The 16684-nt window shown below is 70.2% G+C and carries 12 protein-coding genes and 1 pseudogene; 7 read left to right on the top strand and 6 right to left on the bottom strand.

The genetic code is table 11. From position 1 onward, the window contains the following. Positions 1-477 precede the first annotated feature (477 nt). Positions 478-1566: an alpha/beta hydrolase-fold protein gene (locus AB0I68_RS33160; RefSeq protein ID WP_363181087.1), complete on the bottom strand. Its 1089-nt coding sequence runs from the start codon at positions 1564-1566 to the stop codon at positions 478-480. A 650-nt stretch (positions 1567-2216) separates the two neighbouring features. Here AB0I68_RS33160 and AB0I68_RS33155 point away from each other — a divergent pair. Then, positions 2217-3263 (top strand): hypothetical protein, encoded by a 1047-nt coding sequence (locus AB0I68_RS33155; protein ID WP_363181086.1) that lies wholly within the window; start codon positions 2217-2219, stop codon positions 3261-3263. A gap of 411 nt (positions 3264-3674) precedes the next feature. Here AB0I68_RS33155 and AB0I68_RS33150 read toward each other — a convergent pair whose 3' ends face one another. Further along, entirely contained in the window at positions 3675-6737 is a 3063-nt protein-coding gene (locus AB0I68_RS33150; RefSeq protein WP_363181085.1) for a BTAD domain-containing putative transcriptional regulator, read from the bottom strand. A gap of 226 nt (positions 6738-6963) precedes the next feature. Between AB0I68_RS33150 and AB0I68_RS33145 the strand changes: the two genes are divergently transcribed. The 3 genes from AB0I68_RS33145 (at position 6964) to AB0I68_RS33135 (ending at position 9432) form a co-directional block, all read left to right on the top strand. Beyond that, a complete protein-coding gene (locus AB0I68_RS33145) occupies positions 6964-7485 on the top strand; it encodes a hypothetical protein (protein WP_363181084.1) in 522 nt (173 codons plus the stop codon). Between the two features lie 74 nt (positions 7486-7559). Beyond that, positions 7560-7949, top strand: a complete 390-nt coding sequence (locus tag AB0I68_RS33140; protein WP_363181083.1) for a hypothetical protein — start codon at positions 7560-7562, stop codon at positions 7947-7949. Positions 7950-8034: 85 nt separating this feature from the next. Continuing rightward, the gene (locus AB0I68_RS33135) at positions 8035-9432 is read left to right on the top strand and encodes a VanZ family protein (protein WP_363181082.1); all 1398 of its coding nucleotides are present in this window, start codon (positions 8035-8037) and stop codon (positions 9430-9432) included. 153 nt (positions 9433-9585) lie between these two features. Here the strand turns inward: AB0I68_RS33135 and AB0I68_RS33130 are convergent, their stop codons facing one another. The 3 genes from AB0I68_RS33130 to AB0I68_RS33120 form a co-directional block, all read right to left on the bottom strand. Then, positions 9586-10179 (bottom strand): hypothetical protein, encoded by a 594-nt coding sequence (locus AB0I68_RS33130; protein WP_363181081.1) that lies wholly within the window; start codon positions 10177-10179, stop codon positions 9586-9588. 31 nt (positions 10180-10210) lie between these two features. Further along, entirely contained in the window at positions 10211-11125 is a 915-nt protein-coding gene (gene htpX, locus AB0I68_RS33125; protein ID WP_363181080.1) for a zinc metalloprotease HtpX, read from the bottom strand. A gap of 61 nt (positions 11126-11186) precedes the next feature. Beyond that, entirely contained in the window at positions 11187-12311 is a 1125-nt protein-coding gene (locus AB0I68_RS33120) for a CapA family protein (protein WP_363181079.1), read from the bottom strand. 283 nt (positions 12312-12594) lie between these two features. Here AB0I68_RS33120 and AB0I68_RS33115 point away from each other — a divergent pair, with 283 nt between their 5' ends. The 3 genes from AB0I68_RS33115 (at position 12595) to AB0I68_RS33105 (ending at position 16371) form a co-directional block, all read left to right on the top strand. After that, entirely contained in the window at positions 12595-12999 is a 405-nt protein-coding gene (locus AB0I68_RS33115; protein ID WP_363181078.1) for a hypothetical protein, read from the top strand. A gap of 886 nt (positions 13000-13885) precedes the next feature. Next, on the top strand, positions 13886-14560 hold the full coding sequence (locus tag AB0I68_RS33110) for a hypothetical protein (RefSeq protein ID WP_363181077.1): 675 nt from the start codon (positions 13886-13888) through the stop codon (positions 14558-14560). 1439 nt (positions 14561-15999) lie between these two features. Next, entirely contained in the window at positions 16000-16371 is a 372-nt protein-coding gene (locus AB0I68_RS33105; RefSeq protein WP_363181076.1) for a hypothetical protein, read from the top strand. Between the two features lie 76 nt (positions 16372-16447). On the opposite strand, the pseudogene AB0I68_RS33100 reads toward AB0I68_RS33105, so the two are convergent. After that, positions 16448-16660, bottom strand: a pseudogene (locus AB0I68_RS33100) (hypothetical protein); the annotation flags it as partial. Positions 16661-16684 lie beyond the last annotated feature (24 nt).

Genomic DNA, 16684 nt, shown 5'->3' with positions numbered 1-16684 from the left:
TCCCGGACCGGCCGGCTTCACCTCGCCCAGGACGCGATGACAGCGGTCACCGGGCGGTGAGTTCACACAAGTCCTGCCGTCGAGGCGAAGGATTCCGGTGCGGCGTGGGTCGCCCCTCGCCCGGCCGGATCCCTCGCCGCGATCACGACCGGCATGCCGGGCCCGCTCTGGTCAGCGCGTCTGCTGTGCAGGTGCAGCGCGCATGCCGGTCCCAAATGCGAGACCGGGACAGTGCGCTGGGCCACCAGGCGCGCGGGCCTTTCGTGCGTCCCAGCAGCCGCCGGCGTGGACGTGGACCGGCAGCCGGCCCGCTCCGGTGCCGCGCTCGATCAGCCACGCAGGCGGCCGGGGCAGCGCGCGGCGCGCCGCTGCCAGGGCCTCCGGCTCCTCCGCGGCGCTCAGTGCCCCCGCTCGGCCCGACCGAGCTCGGCCCGCAGGTACGTGACCACGGTGCGCTGAGGCCTTCCGCACCTGCCCCTACTGCGGCTTCGGGCCCTTCATCAGCTTGCTGAGCTGTTCCAGGGGGCCTTCCTTCATGCCTCGGACGTAGTCCCAGCCGTTGTGGTCGCCGCCCTGGATCTCGTGGATCGTGACCTTGATCGGGCCCTTGCCGAACTGCTGCTGGAACTTCTCCATCCGGTCGCGGCCGCCCTCCTTGGTGCCGTACTGGAAGAGGACGTTCACCTCGGGGCCCTTGTCGTTGATCAGCTTCGGGGCGAGATTCTCGGGGTTGTTGGCGTCCATTTCCGCCTGGTGACCTTTCCAGAGCGGGGAGTCCGGGACGATCTCGCCGCCGTTGGCGATGACGGCCCGGAAGCGGTCCGGCTTCTGCAGGAGCTGCTTGAGGCCGACGAAGGCGCCGGAGGAGTTCCCCATGAAGGCCCAGCCGTCGCGGGACTTGTAGGTACGGAAGTTGGCCTGGGCGAGGTCGGGTACGTCCTCGCCGATCCAGGTGCCCATCTTGGCCTGGCCGGGGATGTCGGAGCCGTCGTAGTAGTACTTGCTGTCCGGGTTGAGGATCGGCATGACCAGGATGAACGGGAGGCTCTTGCCGGCGGCGGTGCCCTCGGCGACGGCCTTCTGGAGGCCCAGCTGCGGCATGGTCGCCCAGTAGTTGTCGGCGTTCCCGTTGCCTCCGGGCAGCGCGATCACGACCGGGAAGGCGCTCTTCGCGTACTCGGGGCGGTCGTACTCCTTGGGCGTCCACACCCAGACGCTGCCCTCGAAGCCGGACTTGGCGCCCTTCACCCGGGCCTTGGATATGCGGGTGCCGTCGTCCAGCTTGACCGTCTGCTTGAAGTCGGCGAACGGACCGGTGGGGAGGGACACGTCCGGGTCCGCGCTCGGCGCGGAGGCCTGCTTCCCGCCCCCGGTCTCCTTGTCCTTGTCCGCTACGGCAGAGGGCTTCCCGTAGCTGACGGACTCGCCGTTCCCGTCGAACCAGTCCGTCGTCCAGTGGATCAACCCGGCGCCTGCGCCTGCGAGCAGGGCCACGGCCACCGCGGAGCCGATCCACACCTTCTTGCGGGATCGCCTGGGCTGCTGCGAGTGCGGGTACTCGTGCACGAACTTCGCTCCGAACAGTGCGGCTGCCCTGGGCGGGCAGAACGGGTGGGTCCTCCACTTTGGATGCGTTTCTCGACCCCCAGGTTGCAAAAACATGCAATAAATATCATTTGGGTTTCAAATGAGCGCGTTCGCGCCGCTGTCCACAGCCGCCGCGGCTTGCGACGTACGCAAGGCTCAACTCCCGGCAGGCTCGGCTGAGCGCTCGTGCCTTACAGGCCGGGTCGGCCCTGCCGCTGCCGCCCGCGGAGCCCGCCACCGGCGTCTGGTCAAGGGCCGGGCCGCCACAAGGCCCTGGTCGCCGTCGCCCGTCGCCGGCGACCGGGACTCTCCGTTCAGGAGTGCAGCTTCCCTGACGGCGACATGGCCCCTGGACAAGTCCCTTCGTCCCTGGTCAGTGGCAATCCGCGCTTCTTGGTCACGACCTGGAGAGCCCAGCCCGGCCCGTGAAAGCGCGAGGCTCGCGTCCCGTGTCCCGTGTCCCGGCGGCCGTGACGAACGTCTTGTTTGTGGCCGACCGCCCACTGTTTGGCCGATCGGAACTGACGTAGAAGTGAAGGCTGTGCAACATCCGGTCGGCCCGCGCTTGGGGAGGGCGCAGCGGTCTGCCGAACCGTGCTCGTCTCGATCGTTCATTTCAGGGGGGCATCATGCGCATACGTTTACGTGCCTGGATTCTGGTCGCCGCGGGCCTGCTCGCCGTGGGCGCCGGTCCGGCGTATGGGGCTGACACGTCGTCGGCCGAGTCGGCGGCGGGGTCCGTGCGGTACACCGTGCAGGACCTCGGCACCCTGGGCGGTACCCGCAGCAAGGCGACCGCCATCGACGGCAACACGGTCGTCGGGAGCTCGCTGACGAGAGGCGACGCCGCCGAACACGCCTTCGCATACGACCTGCGCAGGCACACCATGACCGATCTCGGCACGCTGGGGCACTCCAGCCAGGCGACCGGCGTGGCGGGGGATTACGTCGTCGGGGAGTCAGACCTCTCCGCCGACGGCCCGACTCATGGATTCGCCTACAACGTCCGGACCCGCCGGCTCGTCGACATCGGCACTCTCGGCGGCAGCAGCACCAATATCACCGGCCTCAACGGTGACACCGTGGTGGGGACGTCGTCGCTGTCCGGCGACGTGGTCACCCACGCGTTCGCGTACAACCTTCGCACCCGGAAGATGACCGATCTCGGCACCCTCGGCGGAAGCTCCAGCACAGCCAACGACATCAGCGGTTCAACCGTGGTCGGTCAGTCCCGAACGGCCGGCAACGGCCTCACCGGATATGCCTACGACCTCCGCACCGGCATCCGCACGGACCTGGGGGCCCACTTCCTGACCGCGCAGCTGATCAGCGGGGGCACTGTGGTCGGCGGCGACGGCCTGCTCGCCAGCTCGTTCGACCTGATGACGCACACGAGTGCCGTGATCGGCTCCGGGCGTGGGGTCACCGAGGTCAAACAGATCTCCGGGAACCTCATGGTCGGTGACAACTTCGCCCCCAACTCCTTCGCCTTCGTCGCCCGCATCGACGACGGCGACTTCACCTACCTGGCCTCCCTCGGCGGCCTCAATTCCTCCGCGACGCAGGTCAACGGCCACGGCGTCGTCGCAGGCAGCGCAGCGCTTCCGTCCGCTGGCCCGTTCACTGCCAACGGCCCTTTCCACGCCGCCGTCTGGGTGCCGCACACGGTGTCGTAGGGGAGCGAAGCCGCGCGGGTGAAGGCGTGCGGCTGCGGTAGGCCTTCTGTGCGGACCTGGCGGTCTGCCGAAAAGCTGGGGCCAGGGCCGAAGGGGCGGCAGGATGATGGGATGCCCGATCTGATCGACCCGCCTGCCGGGCTACGGAGTCGTTCCTGGACGAGGCTTCCGAGTTCCGCCTCGTCCAGGAGGAAGCAGAGGAAGCCCACCACGGAGCCGTCGTCCCCATGTGGCGCCCCACCTCCACGGATCCGAGAAGACGACCCTGGCGAGCGACGCCTGGGCCACGCTGATTCCTGATCGGCGCCCCGAGCCCGAGTTCTCGCTCCTCCTGGTTCTCGCCGAGGATCCGTTCGACGTGCTTCCTCGGCAAACTCCCGGTTGCCAGTCCGGTCCTGACGCCCCCGCGGCTCAGGCAGTCGTATCCGGCTCGACCTCGAGTGCGTAGCGGATGGCCTGTTCCGTGGTCATGGCAGCACCCCGCTTCTGCGCATCGGCGAGGGCGGCTTCGTCCAGTTCGGCATGGACTCGCCGTTCGAGGGCGTCCAGCAGCGGCTGTTCCACTGCGGCGGGTCTGCGCCCCGTCAAGGCGCGGAGTGTTTCTCCAGCGGCCAGGAGGGTGGCCGCCCGCTGCGGGCGTGCGGCATCGGCCTCCTGGCGTGCGGCGGTCGCCAGGGCGTCCACAACCGGCATCCACAGACCCTCGTCGGCGCAGTCGCGCAAGACGGCGGCCAGGCCCTCGGCGGCGGACTGCCGCTCGCCGGCCGCGTGCAGGTTGCGGGCGTGCTGCGCCTGTCGGCAAACCGTCGCGAACAAGTCGTCGCCGAGGGCCGTGTCACGCAGCGCGGCGGCGGACAGTGCGGCGGCGCGTTCCGCGTCACCCGCGTAGTAGGCGACCTCGGCCTGCGCCCAGCGCGTGGTGGCCAGCCCCTCGCGCAGGCCGGAGCGCACGAAGACTTCTTCAGCCTGTGCCAGTTGTTCCGCGGCCCCGTCCAGCTCGCCGAGCCCGCACCGTGCGATGGCGACGGCGACCCGCGCCTCGGCCACTGCCGCCTCGGTTCCGTACGCGAGGACCGGCGTCAGTACGGCTTCGGCGATCCCTGCGGCCTCGGCCGCGCGGCCTTGGAGGCACCGGACGACCGACAGCTGGGCAGAGGCCTCCAACTGCAGCTTGACGTCTCCGCATTCCCCTGCGAGACGGGCCGCCTCCTGGAAGCTGCCCGCTGCGTCATCGAGATCGACGCTGAAGGAGATCAGTCCCATGGCGTACAGCACGCGGCGGCGCGCGGCAGGCGGTTGCGGATCCAGCCGGGCGAGGGCACGGCGTACCCAGTCCAGTCCCTCGCGGGGCAGGCCGGCCCAGAGCCACGACATGGCACCGACCAGATCGACTCCCGGCCGAGGGTCTCCGGAACCGAGTGACCAGTCGAGGGCGGCCCGGATGTTGGCCATCTCCTGGCGCACCTCCCTCATCATGGAGACGGTGTCGCCCTCGGGAATGCTCGTCCGGATCCGCCCGGCGAGCGACCTGTAGTACACGGCGTGCCGCTGCCGAGCGGCGTCGGCAGCGCCGGTGAGCGCCATCTGTTCTGCCGCGAACTCCCTTACCGCGCCCAAGAGCCGGTACCGGACGGGTCGGGCGTCAGGGTCTGCCACGATGAGCGAGCGGTCGACGAGGTCGCGCACGGTCTCCCGCACCCAGTCGGCCGACGGGCCCGGGCCGCGGTCGGCGGGTCTGCCGGGGCGATCACCGGACGGTTCGTCAGAGGGCAGGTCCGCCGTGTCCGCCGTGTCCGCCGTGTCCGCCGTGTCCGCCGCGCCGGCCACGACGGCCTCTGCGGCAGACAGCGTGAATCCCCCGGTGAACACGGACAGCTCGGCGAGGACCCGTTGTTCGCGTCCGGTCAGCAGGTGGTGACTCCAGTCGATCGCCGCTCTCAGCGAACTGTGGCGCGCGGGCCTGGCGCGCCGCCGCGCCAGTACGTCCAGCTGTCGGTCGATCCGGTCCGCGACCTCGGCGAGGGGCAGCGCGCGCAGTTGTGCGGCGACCAGTTCCAGGGCGAGCGGCACCCCCTCGGTGGCCCGGCATACGGCGGCCGCCAGCGGTGCCGTCTCGTCGGTCATCGTGAAGGCGGGCAGCTGGGCCGCGGCGCGGTCCATCAGCATGCGGCCCGACGCCGAGCCGAGCAACGCCTCGGCGGAGTCCCCCGACGGCAGGTCCAGGGGCCCCACGGTGCGGACGGTCTCGCCGGCCACGGCCAAGGGCTCCCGGCTGGTCGCCAGGAGATGCAGACCGTCGCACCGGGCCAGCAGGGTGTCGGCCAGATCGGCGCACGCGTCGAGAACGTGCTCGCAGTTGTCCAGGACGAGCAGAGCGGTTCGCGGGCCCAGGCCGGCGGTCAGCGCCTCAGTGAGGGTCTTGCCCGGGCCGGCGGGCACGCCGAGAGCGGCCGCCACGGCCGCCGGGACGAGATCGGGCCTGCTCACGCCCTCCAGTTCGACGACCCATGTGCCGTCCGGCATGTCGGCACCCGCCCGTTGGGCGACCACCAGCGACACGCTCGTCTTGCCGATGCCGGGCGGACCGACCAGGGTCACGAGCCGCCGGGCGGCAACGAGAGCCGTGAGCTCCTCCACATCCCGATCCCGGCCGAACAGCGGCGCCCGCGCCGCCGGATTCCGACCAGGTGGACCCGGTCGTACACCGGCCGCGGACGGTCCCGGCCAGAGAGCGGTGGACCCTTCGGCCAGGATCTCCTGGTACAGGGTCCGCAGGGCCGGGCCGGGCTCCACTCCGAGCTCGTCCACCAGGATGCGCCGGGCATCCTGGTACGCGGTCAACGCCTCGGCATGACGGCCCGCATGGTGCAACGCCGTCATGAACAGCCGGTGCACGGTCTCCCGCAGGGGCTGGGAGGCGGCCAGAGCCCGGATCTCCGCGATGAGATCCGGGCGCGCCCCCACGGAGAGTTCGAGGCCGATGCACTCCTCGAGCACCCCCAGCCTGGTCTCCTCAAGGCGTGCGGCCTCGGCCTCCAGGTACTCGGACGGCGTTCCGTCGAACGCGGGGCCCCGCCATTGGCCCAGCGCCGTCCGCAGCAGGCGTGCCGCTTCGGCCGGATGTCCTTCGACGGCCTCCCGGCGGCCCTCGGCGACGCACCGTACGAACGTGTCCAGGTCGGTACGCACCGCGTCGGCGGACAGCGCGTAGCCGGGCTGCCGGGTTCGTATCGCCTGCGGCCGCAGGGTGCCGCCGAGGGCTCGGCGCAGCGCCGAGACCATCGCCTGGATCTGGGCCCGGGCCGTCGCCGGCGCATCGCCTCCCCAGGCGGCAGCCACCAGCCGCTCCACGGACACGGCGTGCCCGTGGTGCAGGGCGAGAGCGGCAAGCACGGTCCGTGCCCTTCCACCGGGCAGGGGGACCGCCTCGCCCTGGTCCGTCGCCTCGATCGGCCCGAGCACCTTCAACTCCACCGCCACACGGTGCCAGAAGGCGCGTCGCACAGCCGGTGGCGCAGGCATGTTCAGGCCATGGCGGATCCGGGGCGGATCCATGGCGCCGCCCGGCACTGTCGGGGCAAGGGCTGCACCGGACAACCCACCTCCACCCTCCGCATCGGAGTGCAGCCGGGTCCAGGCGCTGTGCGGAGGAGTTCCGCCCGGCACGGGGCGGGCGGGACCGAAACGAAAGGACGGATGGATGATCAGGAAGTCGGTATGGACGGGAATTTCCCTGGGGATGCTCCTGGTGTCGCTGGCCGGAACCGCGACGGCGAGTCCGTCGCAGCCGGGAGGTCCGGGCGTCGCCACGCCACGCCCGGACGGGGCGGTCGGCTCCACGTTGGCGGCCGGCCTGTCCTGTGGCTGGGGCGACCAGTGCAACGAAACCGATCCGGGCAATTACTCCTGGGAAGTCAAGGATACGGACGACCGGGTGAGTGATCCCGGCTGCGCGACCCTGGAGATCCGTTCCGGCCGGAAGGACGGCGCCTGGTACGCGTGGCCCCGCCTGACGGTCGCCAGTGGCTGCGGCTACTACCAGGGCTGGATAGACCGCTCGTTCGACGACGGACAGTCGTGGGAGCGGTGGGGCTTCTTCGAGACCGAGGACTCCAACTACGGAAACATGGTCTATTGGCCGGACAACGCGAAGGTCAGGGCCGGTTTCAAACACCGCTGGGAGGACTGGAGCGACTCCGGGCTCACCAAGTGGCACGGCTGACCCTCGCCCAGGCGGTGCGTCCCGGCACCCGCCACCCGTCACTCGTTCGTTCCGTTCCCGCTGGAAGGAGAACCGTGTCCCGAACCACCCGCACCATCCGCGCCGGAATTGTCATGGCCCTGACTGGAGTTTCACTGGCGCTCGCCGTGCCCGCCCAGGCCCGCACGGCGGCTTGCACCTCCCTGACCAACGGTGTCCTCTGCACCGTACTGGCCAACCGCAACGGTGACTGGGCCCAGGTGCAGGACTCGTACGAGAAGACCGGGGGCGGCACCATCACGGCCCGGTTCGGCCACTACAACCGAGGCGGGACGTGGTGGGACCAGGGTGCCTTCACCCAGTCCGCCGGTACCACGCGCTACTTCTCCTGGCCCGCCGCGAACTACGGAGACTGCCTACCGGTGGTCGGCTTCATGGACGCCGGTGGGAACCGCTACGAAGTGCCCCCGGTCACGGTCTGCTGACCCGGCGCGGGGCGGACCGGGCTACCTGCCCGGTCCGCCCCGCGCCTTCCGCACCCCATCCGAAAGAGTCGGCAAAGGGACTGGCATGGACCAACTCTTCGTCATCGGTGCCCCGGCCGTCTGGTGGACCTTCGGGGCCACGACCGTCGTCCTCGTCACCGCCGCGCTGCTGACGGCAGGTCGTACGGGGATGCCGAAGCCGGCGTCGGCCCTGTTCGGCTGCGCCCTCTCACTGCAACTCGCGGCGACGCTGGCCCCTGTAGGCCGGGGAAGTGGCGGCGGTACCTGCGCCGTCGACCACTACGGGCTCGGCCGGGCGCTCGATCCCCAATGGGGCCTGAACGCGTGCATGACGGTGCCGGTGTCGTTCCTCGCCGTCATGCTCTTCCGGCGGAAGCGGCTCGTGCTGGCCGGTGTTCTCCTGCTCGGCCTGACCACCGAGTTGGTGCAGGCACTGGTCGGCGAGATCGGGCGGAGTTGTGATTCCGGCGACTTCGTGGCCAACGCAGTCGGCTCGGTTGCCGGAGTCCTCCTCGGCGCGCTCTGGCACCGCCGCAGTGGCGGCAGCGGCCTCAGCGCCGAACCTCCGCAGCCGCGCGCCGAGAAGGCCGCTCGGGTAACCGCGCTGACCATGGCGGCGCTGGCGGGTGTGGTCCTCCTGGTATTCACCACGGCAGTTCGCACGACAACGACCACCAACACCTCGCCACCCGAAGTCCCCGAGGAACAGCGGGCGGGGGCCGTGCGCGTCGCGCGCTCGCTGTGGGGACCGGACACCCGCATCGCACGCGTGCAGGCGGCCGCCGATCCGGACCCGAAAGCGGAACGGGTCCTGGTGGTGACATCGGACGTCGGATTCACCGAGGTGGCCTGGCCGTCACTCAAGCCGGTGCGCGGCACACGGAGCCTGGAGACGCACCGCACTGCCGCCGACGCCGAACTGCCCGCCGACGCTCAGGTGCACAGTGCGCAGACGTACGTGAAGGCGCACTTCGCATGGGCGGACGGAGCCACCGTGACGTCATCCCCGCTCGGGGACACCGGCCGCCGCCTCGTCTCCTGGCGGCGTACGGACCGGGGCGTACTCATGCCGATGCGGCTCGACGTCGTGGTGGACGGCAGCGGTCTCGTCGCGTCGTTCGTCGCGCTCGACGAGCCGAATCCCTCGCTGCCGCCGGTGCAGGTGGACGACGTACAAGCGCGGGCCATCGCAGCAGAAGCCGCCCCCGGACAACACCTCGGTACACCGGTCCTGCTTGCCATGAGCATTGCGGATCGGTGGCGCCCCGTCTGGCTCTTCCCGGCGGACACCTCTCCGGAGCCCGGAGACCACGTCGCATCCGTCGGCCCGAGCCGGCCCGGCGGCACGGCGCCCCGCATCATGGTCGATGCCGAGAACGCGGAACTCATTGCGCCGCAGGCCGTTCGTGCAGGCGCGGAGGTCACTCCCGAGGCGAGCGCCTCGTACGGACCGGCACGGTGACCTCTCGTGTGACGGGGTGGTGTGGTGGCAGCGGTCGGTCGTCAGCGGGTGACCTATGGGGCAACCCGAGGAGCGGGGGGTCCCTCGGTCACAATGGATCACGAGGCTCGTACGCACGAAGGAACGCCTCGCCGCCGCCCGTGCCCGAAGGCCTCAGCCGAGGCCCGGCGCGCCCCACACGGGGAACCAGCGGCCCAGGTCCGGCTCGATCCGGAGGTCGTCCGCGAGCACCGCCCTGATCTGGAGCTCCAACGCGTTGTCGCGCTTCCCGGTCGCCGGCGCGGGCAGCGGAGCGAAGGGATAGAAGGTGCCGCGCTTGTAGAGGTAGACGAGCGACAGCGTGCGTTCCCCGGCGGCCTCGCGGAAGCCGATCAGGGAGCAGAGCAGCTGGGGCCCGAAGCCCGCGTCCTGAAGAAGGGTGTTGACCGCGTGCAGGTCGTTGACCAGGGCGGGCGTGTCCTCGGCGGGGTGGCGGGCGAGGATCCAGGTGTAGCCGTACGCGTCCTCGCTGAACTCGACCGGTGTGCCGCCGCGGCCGGTGTCGGCGTCGAGCAGCTCTCGTACCTCCTCCTGGAGCCCGGCGAACGCGCCGCCCTCGACGCTCGCGAAGCACACCGAGCCGGTACCGGTCGGTGTGAAACCGGCAGCGGCCTGGAGGGTGATCGCCGCGCCGGGCAGGCCGAAGAGCCGGTCGAGGTCGGGGCGTACCGGCTTGCTGCGGCCGAGGATCGCATCGAGCAGTCCCACGGGGAGTACCTCTCGTCCAAGGGGGGCGTGTTCAGGGACGGCCGAGCTGCGCCGCGATCCGGCCCAGCCGGTCCAGCCGCTCCTCCAGCGTCGGGTGGGTGGAGAGCAGCCGGCCCAGGCTCTCCCGGGACGAGAACGCGGGCGCGAACCAGAACGCGTTGAACGGCTCCGCCTTGCGCAGGTCCTGGCTCGGGATCCTGGCCATCTCCCCGGTCACCTTGGTCAGCGCGGAGGCGAGCGCCGACGGGTGGCCGGTCAGCAGTGCTGCGGCGCGGTCGGCGGACAGCTCCCGGTAGCGGGACAGCAGCCGGGTCAGCAGGAAGCTGATCACGTACACGACGGCGCTGACCAGGGGCACCAGGAGCGCCACGACGGCGGTGGTGCTGTCGCGGCTGTTGCGGCCGAGCCCGCTGTAGAGCGCGACGCGGGTCATCACTCCTGCGAGGACGCCGAGGAACGACGCGATGGTCATCACGGCCACATCGCGGTGGGCTACGTGCGACAGCTCGTGCGCGAGGACGCCCTCGAGCTCCTCCGGCTCCAGACGGCGGAGCAGGCCGGTGGTGACGCAGACGAGCGCGGTGTGCTCGCCCCGGCCGGTGGCGAACGCGTTCGGCACGTCGCTGTCGGCGATCGCCACGCGCGGCTTGGGCATGCCGGCGAGGGCGCACACGCGGTCCACGGTGCCGTGCAGCTCGGGCGCCTCTTCCGGGGTGACCTCACGGGCACCCATGCTGAAGGCGGCGATCCGGTCGCTGAACCAGAACTGCGCGATGAACAGACCGCCCGCGATCACCAGGATGACGGGCCACGAACCCCGGAGCAGGACCATCAGGGCGCCGACGAAGACGACGTACAGCAGTCCGATCAGGAACATCGTCGTCACCATGCGCGTGGTGAGGCCCTTGTCCGGGACATAGCGCGAACGAGACCGGGTCCCAGGCATCTGATCACCCTCCAGTCCGGCACCGGGGTGCGGACACCGCGCTCCTCACCCTCGATGCTCCTCACCCTCGATTGTGCCGCGCGCCGAGGGTGAGTGTGCCGTCCTGCCCGGAGGCGGTGCACGGGCCGAAGCCGCGGCTGATCCGGTCCAGGAGGTCCTGGAGCCACCGGCGGTCTTCGGCCTGCGCCCCCTGGAGCCGCATCCGCCGGGCCTGCAGGGGCGCGATGCGCACTTCGATGAGTCTGCCGGTGTCGGGCTCAAGGACGGGGAAGTAGAGCAGCCGCAGGTCGTCCCGGTAGTTCTCGTAGCCGGTGATGCCCTCGTAGTCGTTGACCAGGTCGCCGCAGCCGTAGGCGATGAGCTTCCCGCGGTACAGCTCCAGCGGCCTGGGGTGGTGCGAGGAATGCCCGTGCACGAGGTCCGCGCCGCCGTCGACGAGTGCGTGCGCGAAGCGGACCTGGTCGCGGGGGACGAGGTAGCTCCAGTTGGATCCCCAGTGAACCGAAGCGACGGAGAGGTCACCCGGTCGTTTCGCCTGCCGGATCCGGGCGACCACCGCGGCCGCCGCGGCATCGGACGCCGCGGATACGAAGTCGACCCCGCTCCGGTCGGCGGTGGCGGCCCAGTCAGGCGGGACTCCGCTGGACGGCATGCCGAAGGAGTGGACCAGGATCCGCCGGCCGCCGTCGACGGGGACGGCTGCCGGCAGGCGGGCCCCGTCCGCGTCGCGCCCTGCTCCCGCCGTACGAAGCTCTGCGCCCGCCAGCGCGTCGAGCGTGTCCGCCAGCCCGCGGCGGCCGAAGTCGAGGACGTGGTTGTTCGCCAGGACGCAGACGTCGGGCCGGGCCGCGGCCAGCGCGGGCAGGTTGGCGGGGTGCATCCGGTAGTGGACCGCCTTGCCGGGGGCGAAGTCGTCACTCTGGGTGACGCTGGTCTCCAGATTGAGCACCAGGGCGTCGGGTGCGGTCCGGTCGAGGATGCCGAGCGTGTCGCCCCACGGCCAGGAGAAGCCGACCGGATAGGGAACCGGGCCGTTCGCGGCCTCCGCCAGGGCGACGTAGGAGCGGGCGTCCCGGAGGTACGCCTCCGCCAGCACCGGATCACCGGGGTGCGGAAGTATCTGGTCGACGCCCCGCCCGAGCATCACGTCCCCGGCGAGGCACAGCGTGATCGGACCACCCTTCATTCGTCCAGGCTAGGACCCCGCCACCGGGATGTCCCCCACGAGGTGGGCCGGCACCCACCGGCTTCGATGGCCACCCAGGCGGAGACGCTGTCGCGGACGTTGTCCACCGGGGGCCGCCCAGGCCGGTGGCACCCGACGGACCGACCCCGACCCCGACCGTCGAATCCCTGTCCGTCATGCTCGATGTCCTTGCCGGGGCAGTCGAAGTCACCGACGATGCTCTGAGGCTCCCACGGCCCGGGCACCACCGGACCCGGTCGAGACATCACAGAATAGGGTAAGCATGAAGAGACACCATGGTGTGAAGACGTTCCCGATACCAGCGGCAGCGTCGGCGGGGCGGGCGGCAGCGTCGGCGCTTTTGCCGGTCCTCGTACTGGCCGGGCTGTTGCTGGGCCCTGCGGCGACCGCCTCGGCGGCCGCACCGGTCGTTCGGCAGGCACCGGCAGCCGCGATCGTGCTCACGCCGGGCGGGCTCGCCGCAGCAGGTACCAACTCGACGGCTCTCTCCGGCGCATCGGTGTCCTCCCCGGTACAGGTCACCACCGGAGACAAGAAGAGCAAGAAGAAGAGCAAGAAGAAGAGCGGCGGGTTCATCAAGAAGCTCGTGATCGTCGCGGTCGTCGTCATCCTGCTGCTCGTGGTCGTCTACGGTGTCATCCGTTTCCTCCGCCGCAGGTCCGCATAGCCTCGCGAGCGGTGGAAGGTCGTACGGGTGAACGGCCGGTCCGGCCCTGACCGTAACTCCCGTACCGTCGTAGCCGATGCGGCGAGGCATCCCGCCTGGTAGACGCTCGCTGCCCCACGCCCCGCCGTACGGTCGGCGATCAGCTTGGCTCACGGGGCGGTGAGCTCAGCAGGGTCGGGAACTGCCCCTCAAGGAAAACGAACTTCGTGCACGCCGGGTTCTGGCGCATCCGGGCCCTGAGGGGCAGCAGGTCCAGCGCCGGGAATGCGTGCTCCCTTCCTCCAGGGTTCGCTCGCGCACGACGAACCGTACGCCCGGGCCGACGACGACGAATTCGACGACCACGGAGCGGCTCCGTCCGGGCCGACCGGCCGGCTGACCGCGGAGCGAGCCGATGGGGGCTGCGACCAGCCGAAACGGCTGGCGGCGTGGTCATACTTGTTCGTCAACCGCGCCGAGGCGTACATCCGCGCGTGCGCCTGGGGTGCGTCGCTGGCCATCCCCGGCGTACAGGCCGCTGATGCCGTTCTCGGCCCGCCAGCGGCGGAGGGCCTGGTAGCCCTCCAGCCACATCAGCGGTTCCGGTCCGGTAGACCGGGGTCCGGAGGAACGCCGCATGGGCGCCTGGCTCGGGGAAGCGGTGCGCAGATGTGCCGGGCGTGGTGGGAGGGCGAAGGGCGCACCGTGGGTGAGGTGTTGCTTGCGTTGGGTTGGGGGGTTCGGGGGCTGTGGTGTGCTGCGAGGTGGCTTGTTTGTGCGGTGTGCTTCTAGCTGGTCGCGAGAATCTCAGATGCAGCAGGCGGTGATCGCACGTGTTGGGGTGTTTGGACTCGACCCGGGCGTGCGGTGGTTCACTGCCCCCCACAGCATGGTGAGAGGTATCACGATGACGACAAGTTCCGTCCGGCTCTATGCAGGCCGTGCGCTGGCAGTGACGGTGGCGGCCTGGGCCGTGGCGGTGGCGGCCGCCCTTCCGGCCTCCGCTGCCGACCAGCCGACACGGCAGCAGCTCATGGAGGACTGCGGTTCGGGTGGAGGCAAGTGCACGTTCAACGAGCCCAAGCTCGAGAAGGCCTATCTGGGCGAGTTCCGTCAGGTGTCGAACTCACTGTTCAACTGCAGCACATCCGACTCCACCCAGACGATGACCTGGGACGACACGGTGGGCTCCACCGACACGCTGGGTGTGTCCGTCACGGCGGGCGGTAAGGTCGCGGGGATCGTGGACCTCAGCGTAACGGCCAGTTACGGCCACAGTTGGTCGAGCACTCATTCGGAGAGCAGCTCGCTCAGCATGACGGTGAAGCCCGGCGAGGTGGGCTGGATCTCCCGCGCCCAGGTGATGCAGAAGGTCTCCGGTACGTGGCAGACCCACTACGACAGCCCCAAGTGGGGCCACTACTACTGGTTCTTCCAGGACTCGATCACCGGGCCCGCCAAGAACGGCACCGACGGCACGTCTAATGCGGTGGTGGTGAAAACCCGCAAGATGACTGCCGCGGAGAATCGTTCCTGTTCCGACGGGTCACGCAAGGACCACGCGTTCGTCCAGGAGCGCTGAGTCGGCACTCGCGCGCGACCCGGTTTCCTGTGGCGGGCCCGCGGGGCGCACGGTCTTCCGTCGTGGCGATGAGGGACTCGACACCTCGTGATCACCCGGAGGCCGTGCCTGCCTCGGCTCCAGCCCAGCCTGTGAACTCCACAGCGACATCAGTCGCCTGAAGAACCATCAAGATGGACACTCCCCTGAACGGCGCCGCCCTGGACGTCATGTCCCTTGACGGCATGTCAGCGCCCGGGACGAGAGCTGATCGCTCGACAGCCGGTCCGCCGACGGATGTTGGGGAAAGCGGGGCGCGGTTGGCGCGCTCAGGGGAGACCGGGGGTGTGGAGGGGAAGCTGCGGGAAGATCTTGACCATCTGCTGGGACTGTCGGAGCGCGACTGGTTCGGTCCGACCAAGACCCTCGACGTCACGATGGCCTCCCTCCGCCGCCGCCTGCACACGGCGGAGGCCGCTGCGCCGCGTACCGTCAGCCTGCCGCAGATCACCACACTCCGCGGCCACGGCTACCGACTCGACCCGGCGCCGGCTTGTGAGCCGGACACTGATCCCGGTGAATGCTCTGGCCGTCGACGTCGCCAAGGTGTGGATTTGGTCCGTGACTGGTCCGGGAATCCCTCCCAAGGCGACGGATGTATCAGCATAAACAGTGGTTAATCCGTCAAGAGGCCTCGAGTTACGTGTGCGCGGCCGGGGCCGGGCTTTCTGTGGGGCGGTCGTATCTCGGCTGCGGGGCGGCAGCGAGGGAGTCGGGCGGAGATCGCGGAACGGGTTCGCGAGGCCCTGCGGCCGGCTCGGCCCCCACCCCGGCCGAGTTCTGCGGCGCTTCCAGGCCAGACGCCTGGGAGGCGGGCCGGGGCGGGCGTCACCGCCGAACGCCGGCTCCCTGGTTGAGGCCACGGCCTCGGCATGTACGTCAGGTAGGCCCCGAGTCCGGGCTCTGAGCTGGGCTATCAGACCATTACATGGCGCTGACCTGCGGTGTTGCTTCTTTCGCGGTCTGTCGCGATCTGTCACGGGCTTTCTGGCTTACGCGGCGACAACTTCCCAGAGGGCCCCGTACGGCCCCGGAACTCCCCAGGCACTTCCCAGCGGGGCCGCCGGGGGCCGCCCCGGAGGGTGGCGGCCGTCCTCTCGGAAGCCGCCTCTCGAACCCGGTGTTCAGTCCGGTTCGAGAGGTGGCCTTCTTGGCTACGAAAGGCGGGGGTGTGCGGCCTGCTGGGCGTGGGGTGAGCTCCTCCGGTTGTCACACCCTGTGACGGGGTTGGGGGCTGGAGCTGTTCACCCCCGGTGTGATGGGGGAAGAGTAGGAATAGGACGTGCGAAAGCACTGTGGTCAGTGGAACCCGGAGCGTGCGGGCTGCGTCCAAGCGCCGACCGGGTTGCTCCGTACGGGGAGGTCGTCGGATGCGTGGGCGTGTAGGTGCGGTTCTCGCTGTGCTGCTGGTCACGGCCGGATGCGGCGCGGGCGCGGTGGATCAAGCGTCCGGGGCGGCGAAGGCGGGTTCGTCGTCCGAGGCCGGTTGTGTGAACGGCGAACAGGTGCTCGTCACGACGGCCGACAATGGCCATCGGGTCTGCGTGGACATGCACGGCACGGTGCGCGTGTTGCTGGCGGGGTCCGCCGACGTGCCGGTGACCGTGTCGGGGACGGCGCTTGCCGCCGTCTCGGATCACGTTTTCCGTGGCGTGTCGGCCGGCCAGGCGATCCTCACGGCCACGATTCGGAACTGTCCCGCGTCGGCTGCGCCCGGCGCGATGAGCTGTACGGCGATGTCCCGCTGGCAGGTGACCATAATCGTCGGCTGAGAGGCGCGGGCGGCGCCGCACGGGCGGACGGGCCCGAACCGATGCCTGCGGTCCGGGCCCGTCGTTCACGGAGCGGTCAGCTGATGGTGAGCGCGGTGTCGTCGATCACGAACGAGGTCTGCAGGCTGGAGTCCTCGGTTCCGGTGAACTTGAGGGTCACCGACTGCCCCGCGAACGAGGACAGGTCGAAGGACTTCTGCGCGTAGCCGGTGTTCTTGTTGAAATTGGAGTAGGAGGCCAGCGTCGTGGAGTTGGCCTGCACCGTCAGCTTGTCGTAGGCGGTCCTGGTGTGCCCCAGCCGCTGCGGGATCAA

It is taken from the genome of Streptomyces sp. NPDC050448 (assembly GCF_040655295.1).
In the GTDB taxonomy this organism is placed as follows: Bacteria; Actinomycetota; Actinomycetes; order Streptomycetales; family Streptomycetaceae; genus Streptomyces.
Note: the sequence above shows the minus strand (reverse complement) of the source record. Positions and strands in the feature narration are given on the sequence as shown.

Bases quoted from the DNA above. Each gene is read 5' to 3' on its own strand.
- AB0I68_RS33110 (WP_363181077.1), top strand. From the start codon at position 13,886: ATGACGACAAGTTCCGTCCGGCTCTATGCAGGCCGTGCGCTGGCAGTG.
- AB0I68_RS33115 (WP_363181078.1), top strand. From the start codon at position 12,595: ATGAAGAGACACCATGGTGTGAAGACGTTCCCGATACCAGCGGCAGCG.
- htpX (WP_363181080.1), bottom strand. From the start codon at position 11,125: ATGCCTGGGACCCGGTCTCGTTCGCGCTATGTCCCGGACAAGGGCCTC.
- AB0I68_RS33145 (WP_363181084.1), top strand. From the start codon at position 6,964: ATGATCAGGAAGTCGGTATGGACGGGAATTTCCCTGGGGATGCTCCTG.
- AB0I68_RS33135 (WP_363181082.1), top strand. From the start codon at position 8,035: ATGGACCAACTCTTCGTCATCGGTGCCCCGGCCGTCTGGTGGACCTTC.
- AB0I68_RS33120 (WP_363181079.1), bottom strand. From the start codon at position 12,311: ATGAAGGGTGGTCCGATCACGCTGTGCCTCGCCGGGGACGTGATGCTC.
- AB0I68_RS33155 (WP_363181086.1), top strand. From the start codon at position 2,217: ATGCGCATACGTTTACGTGCCTGGATTCTGGTCGCCGCGGGCCTGCTC.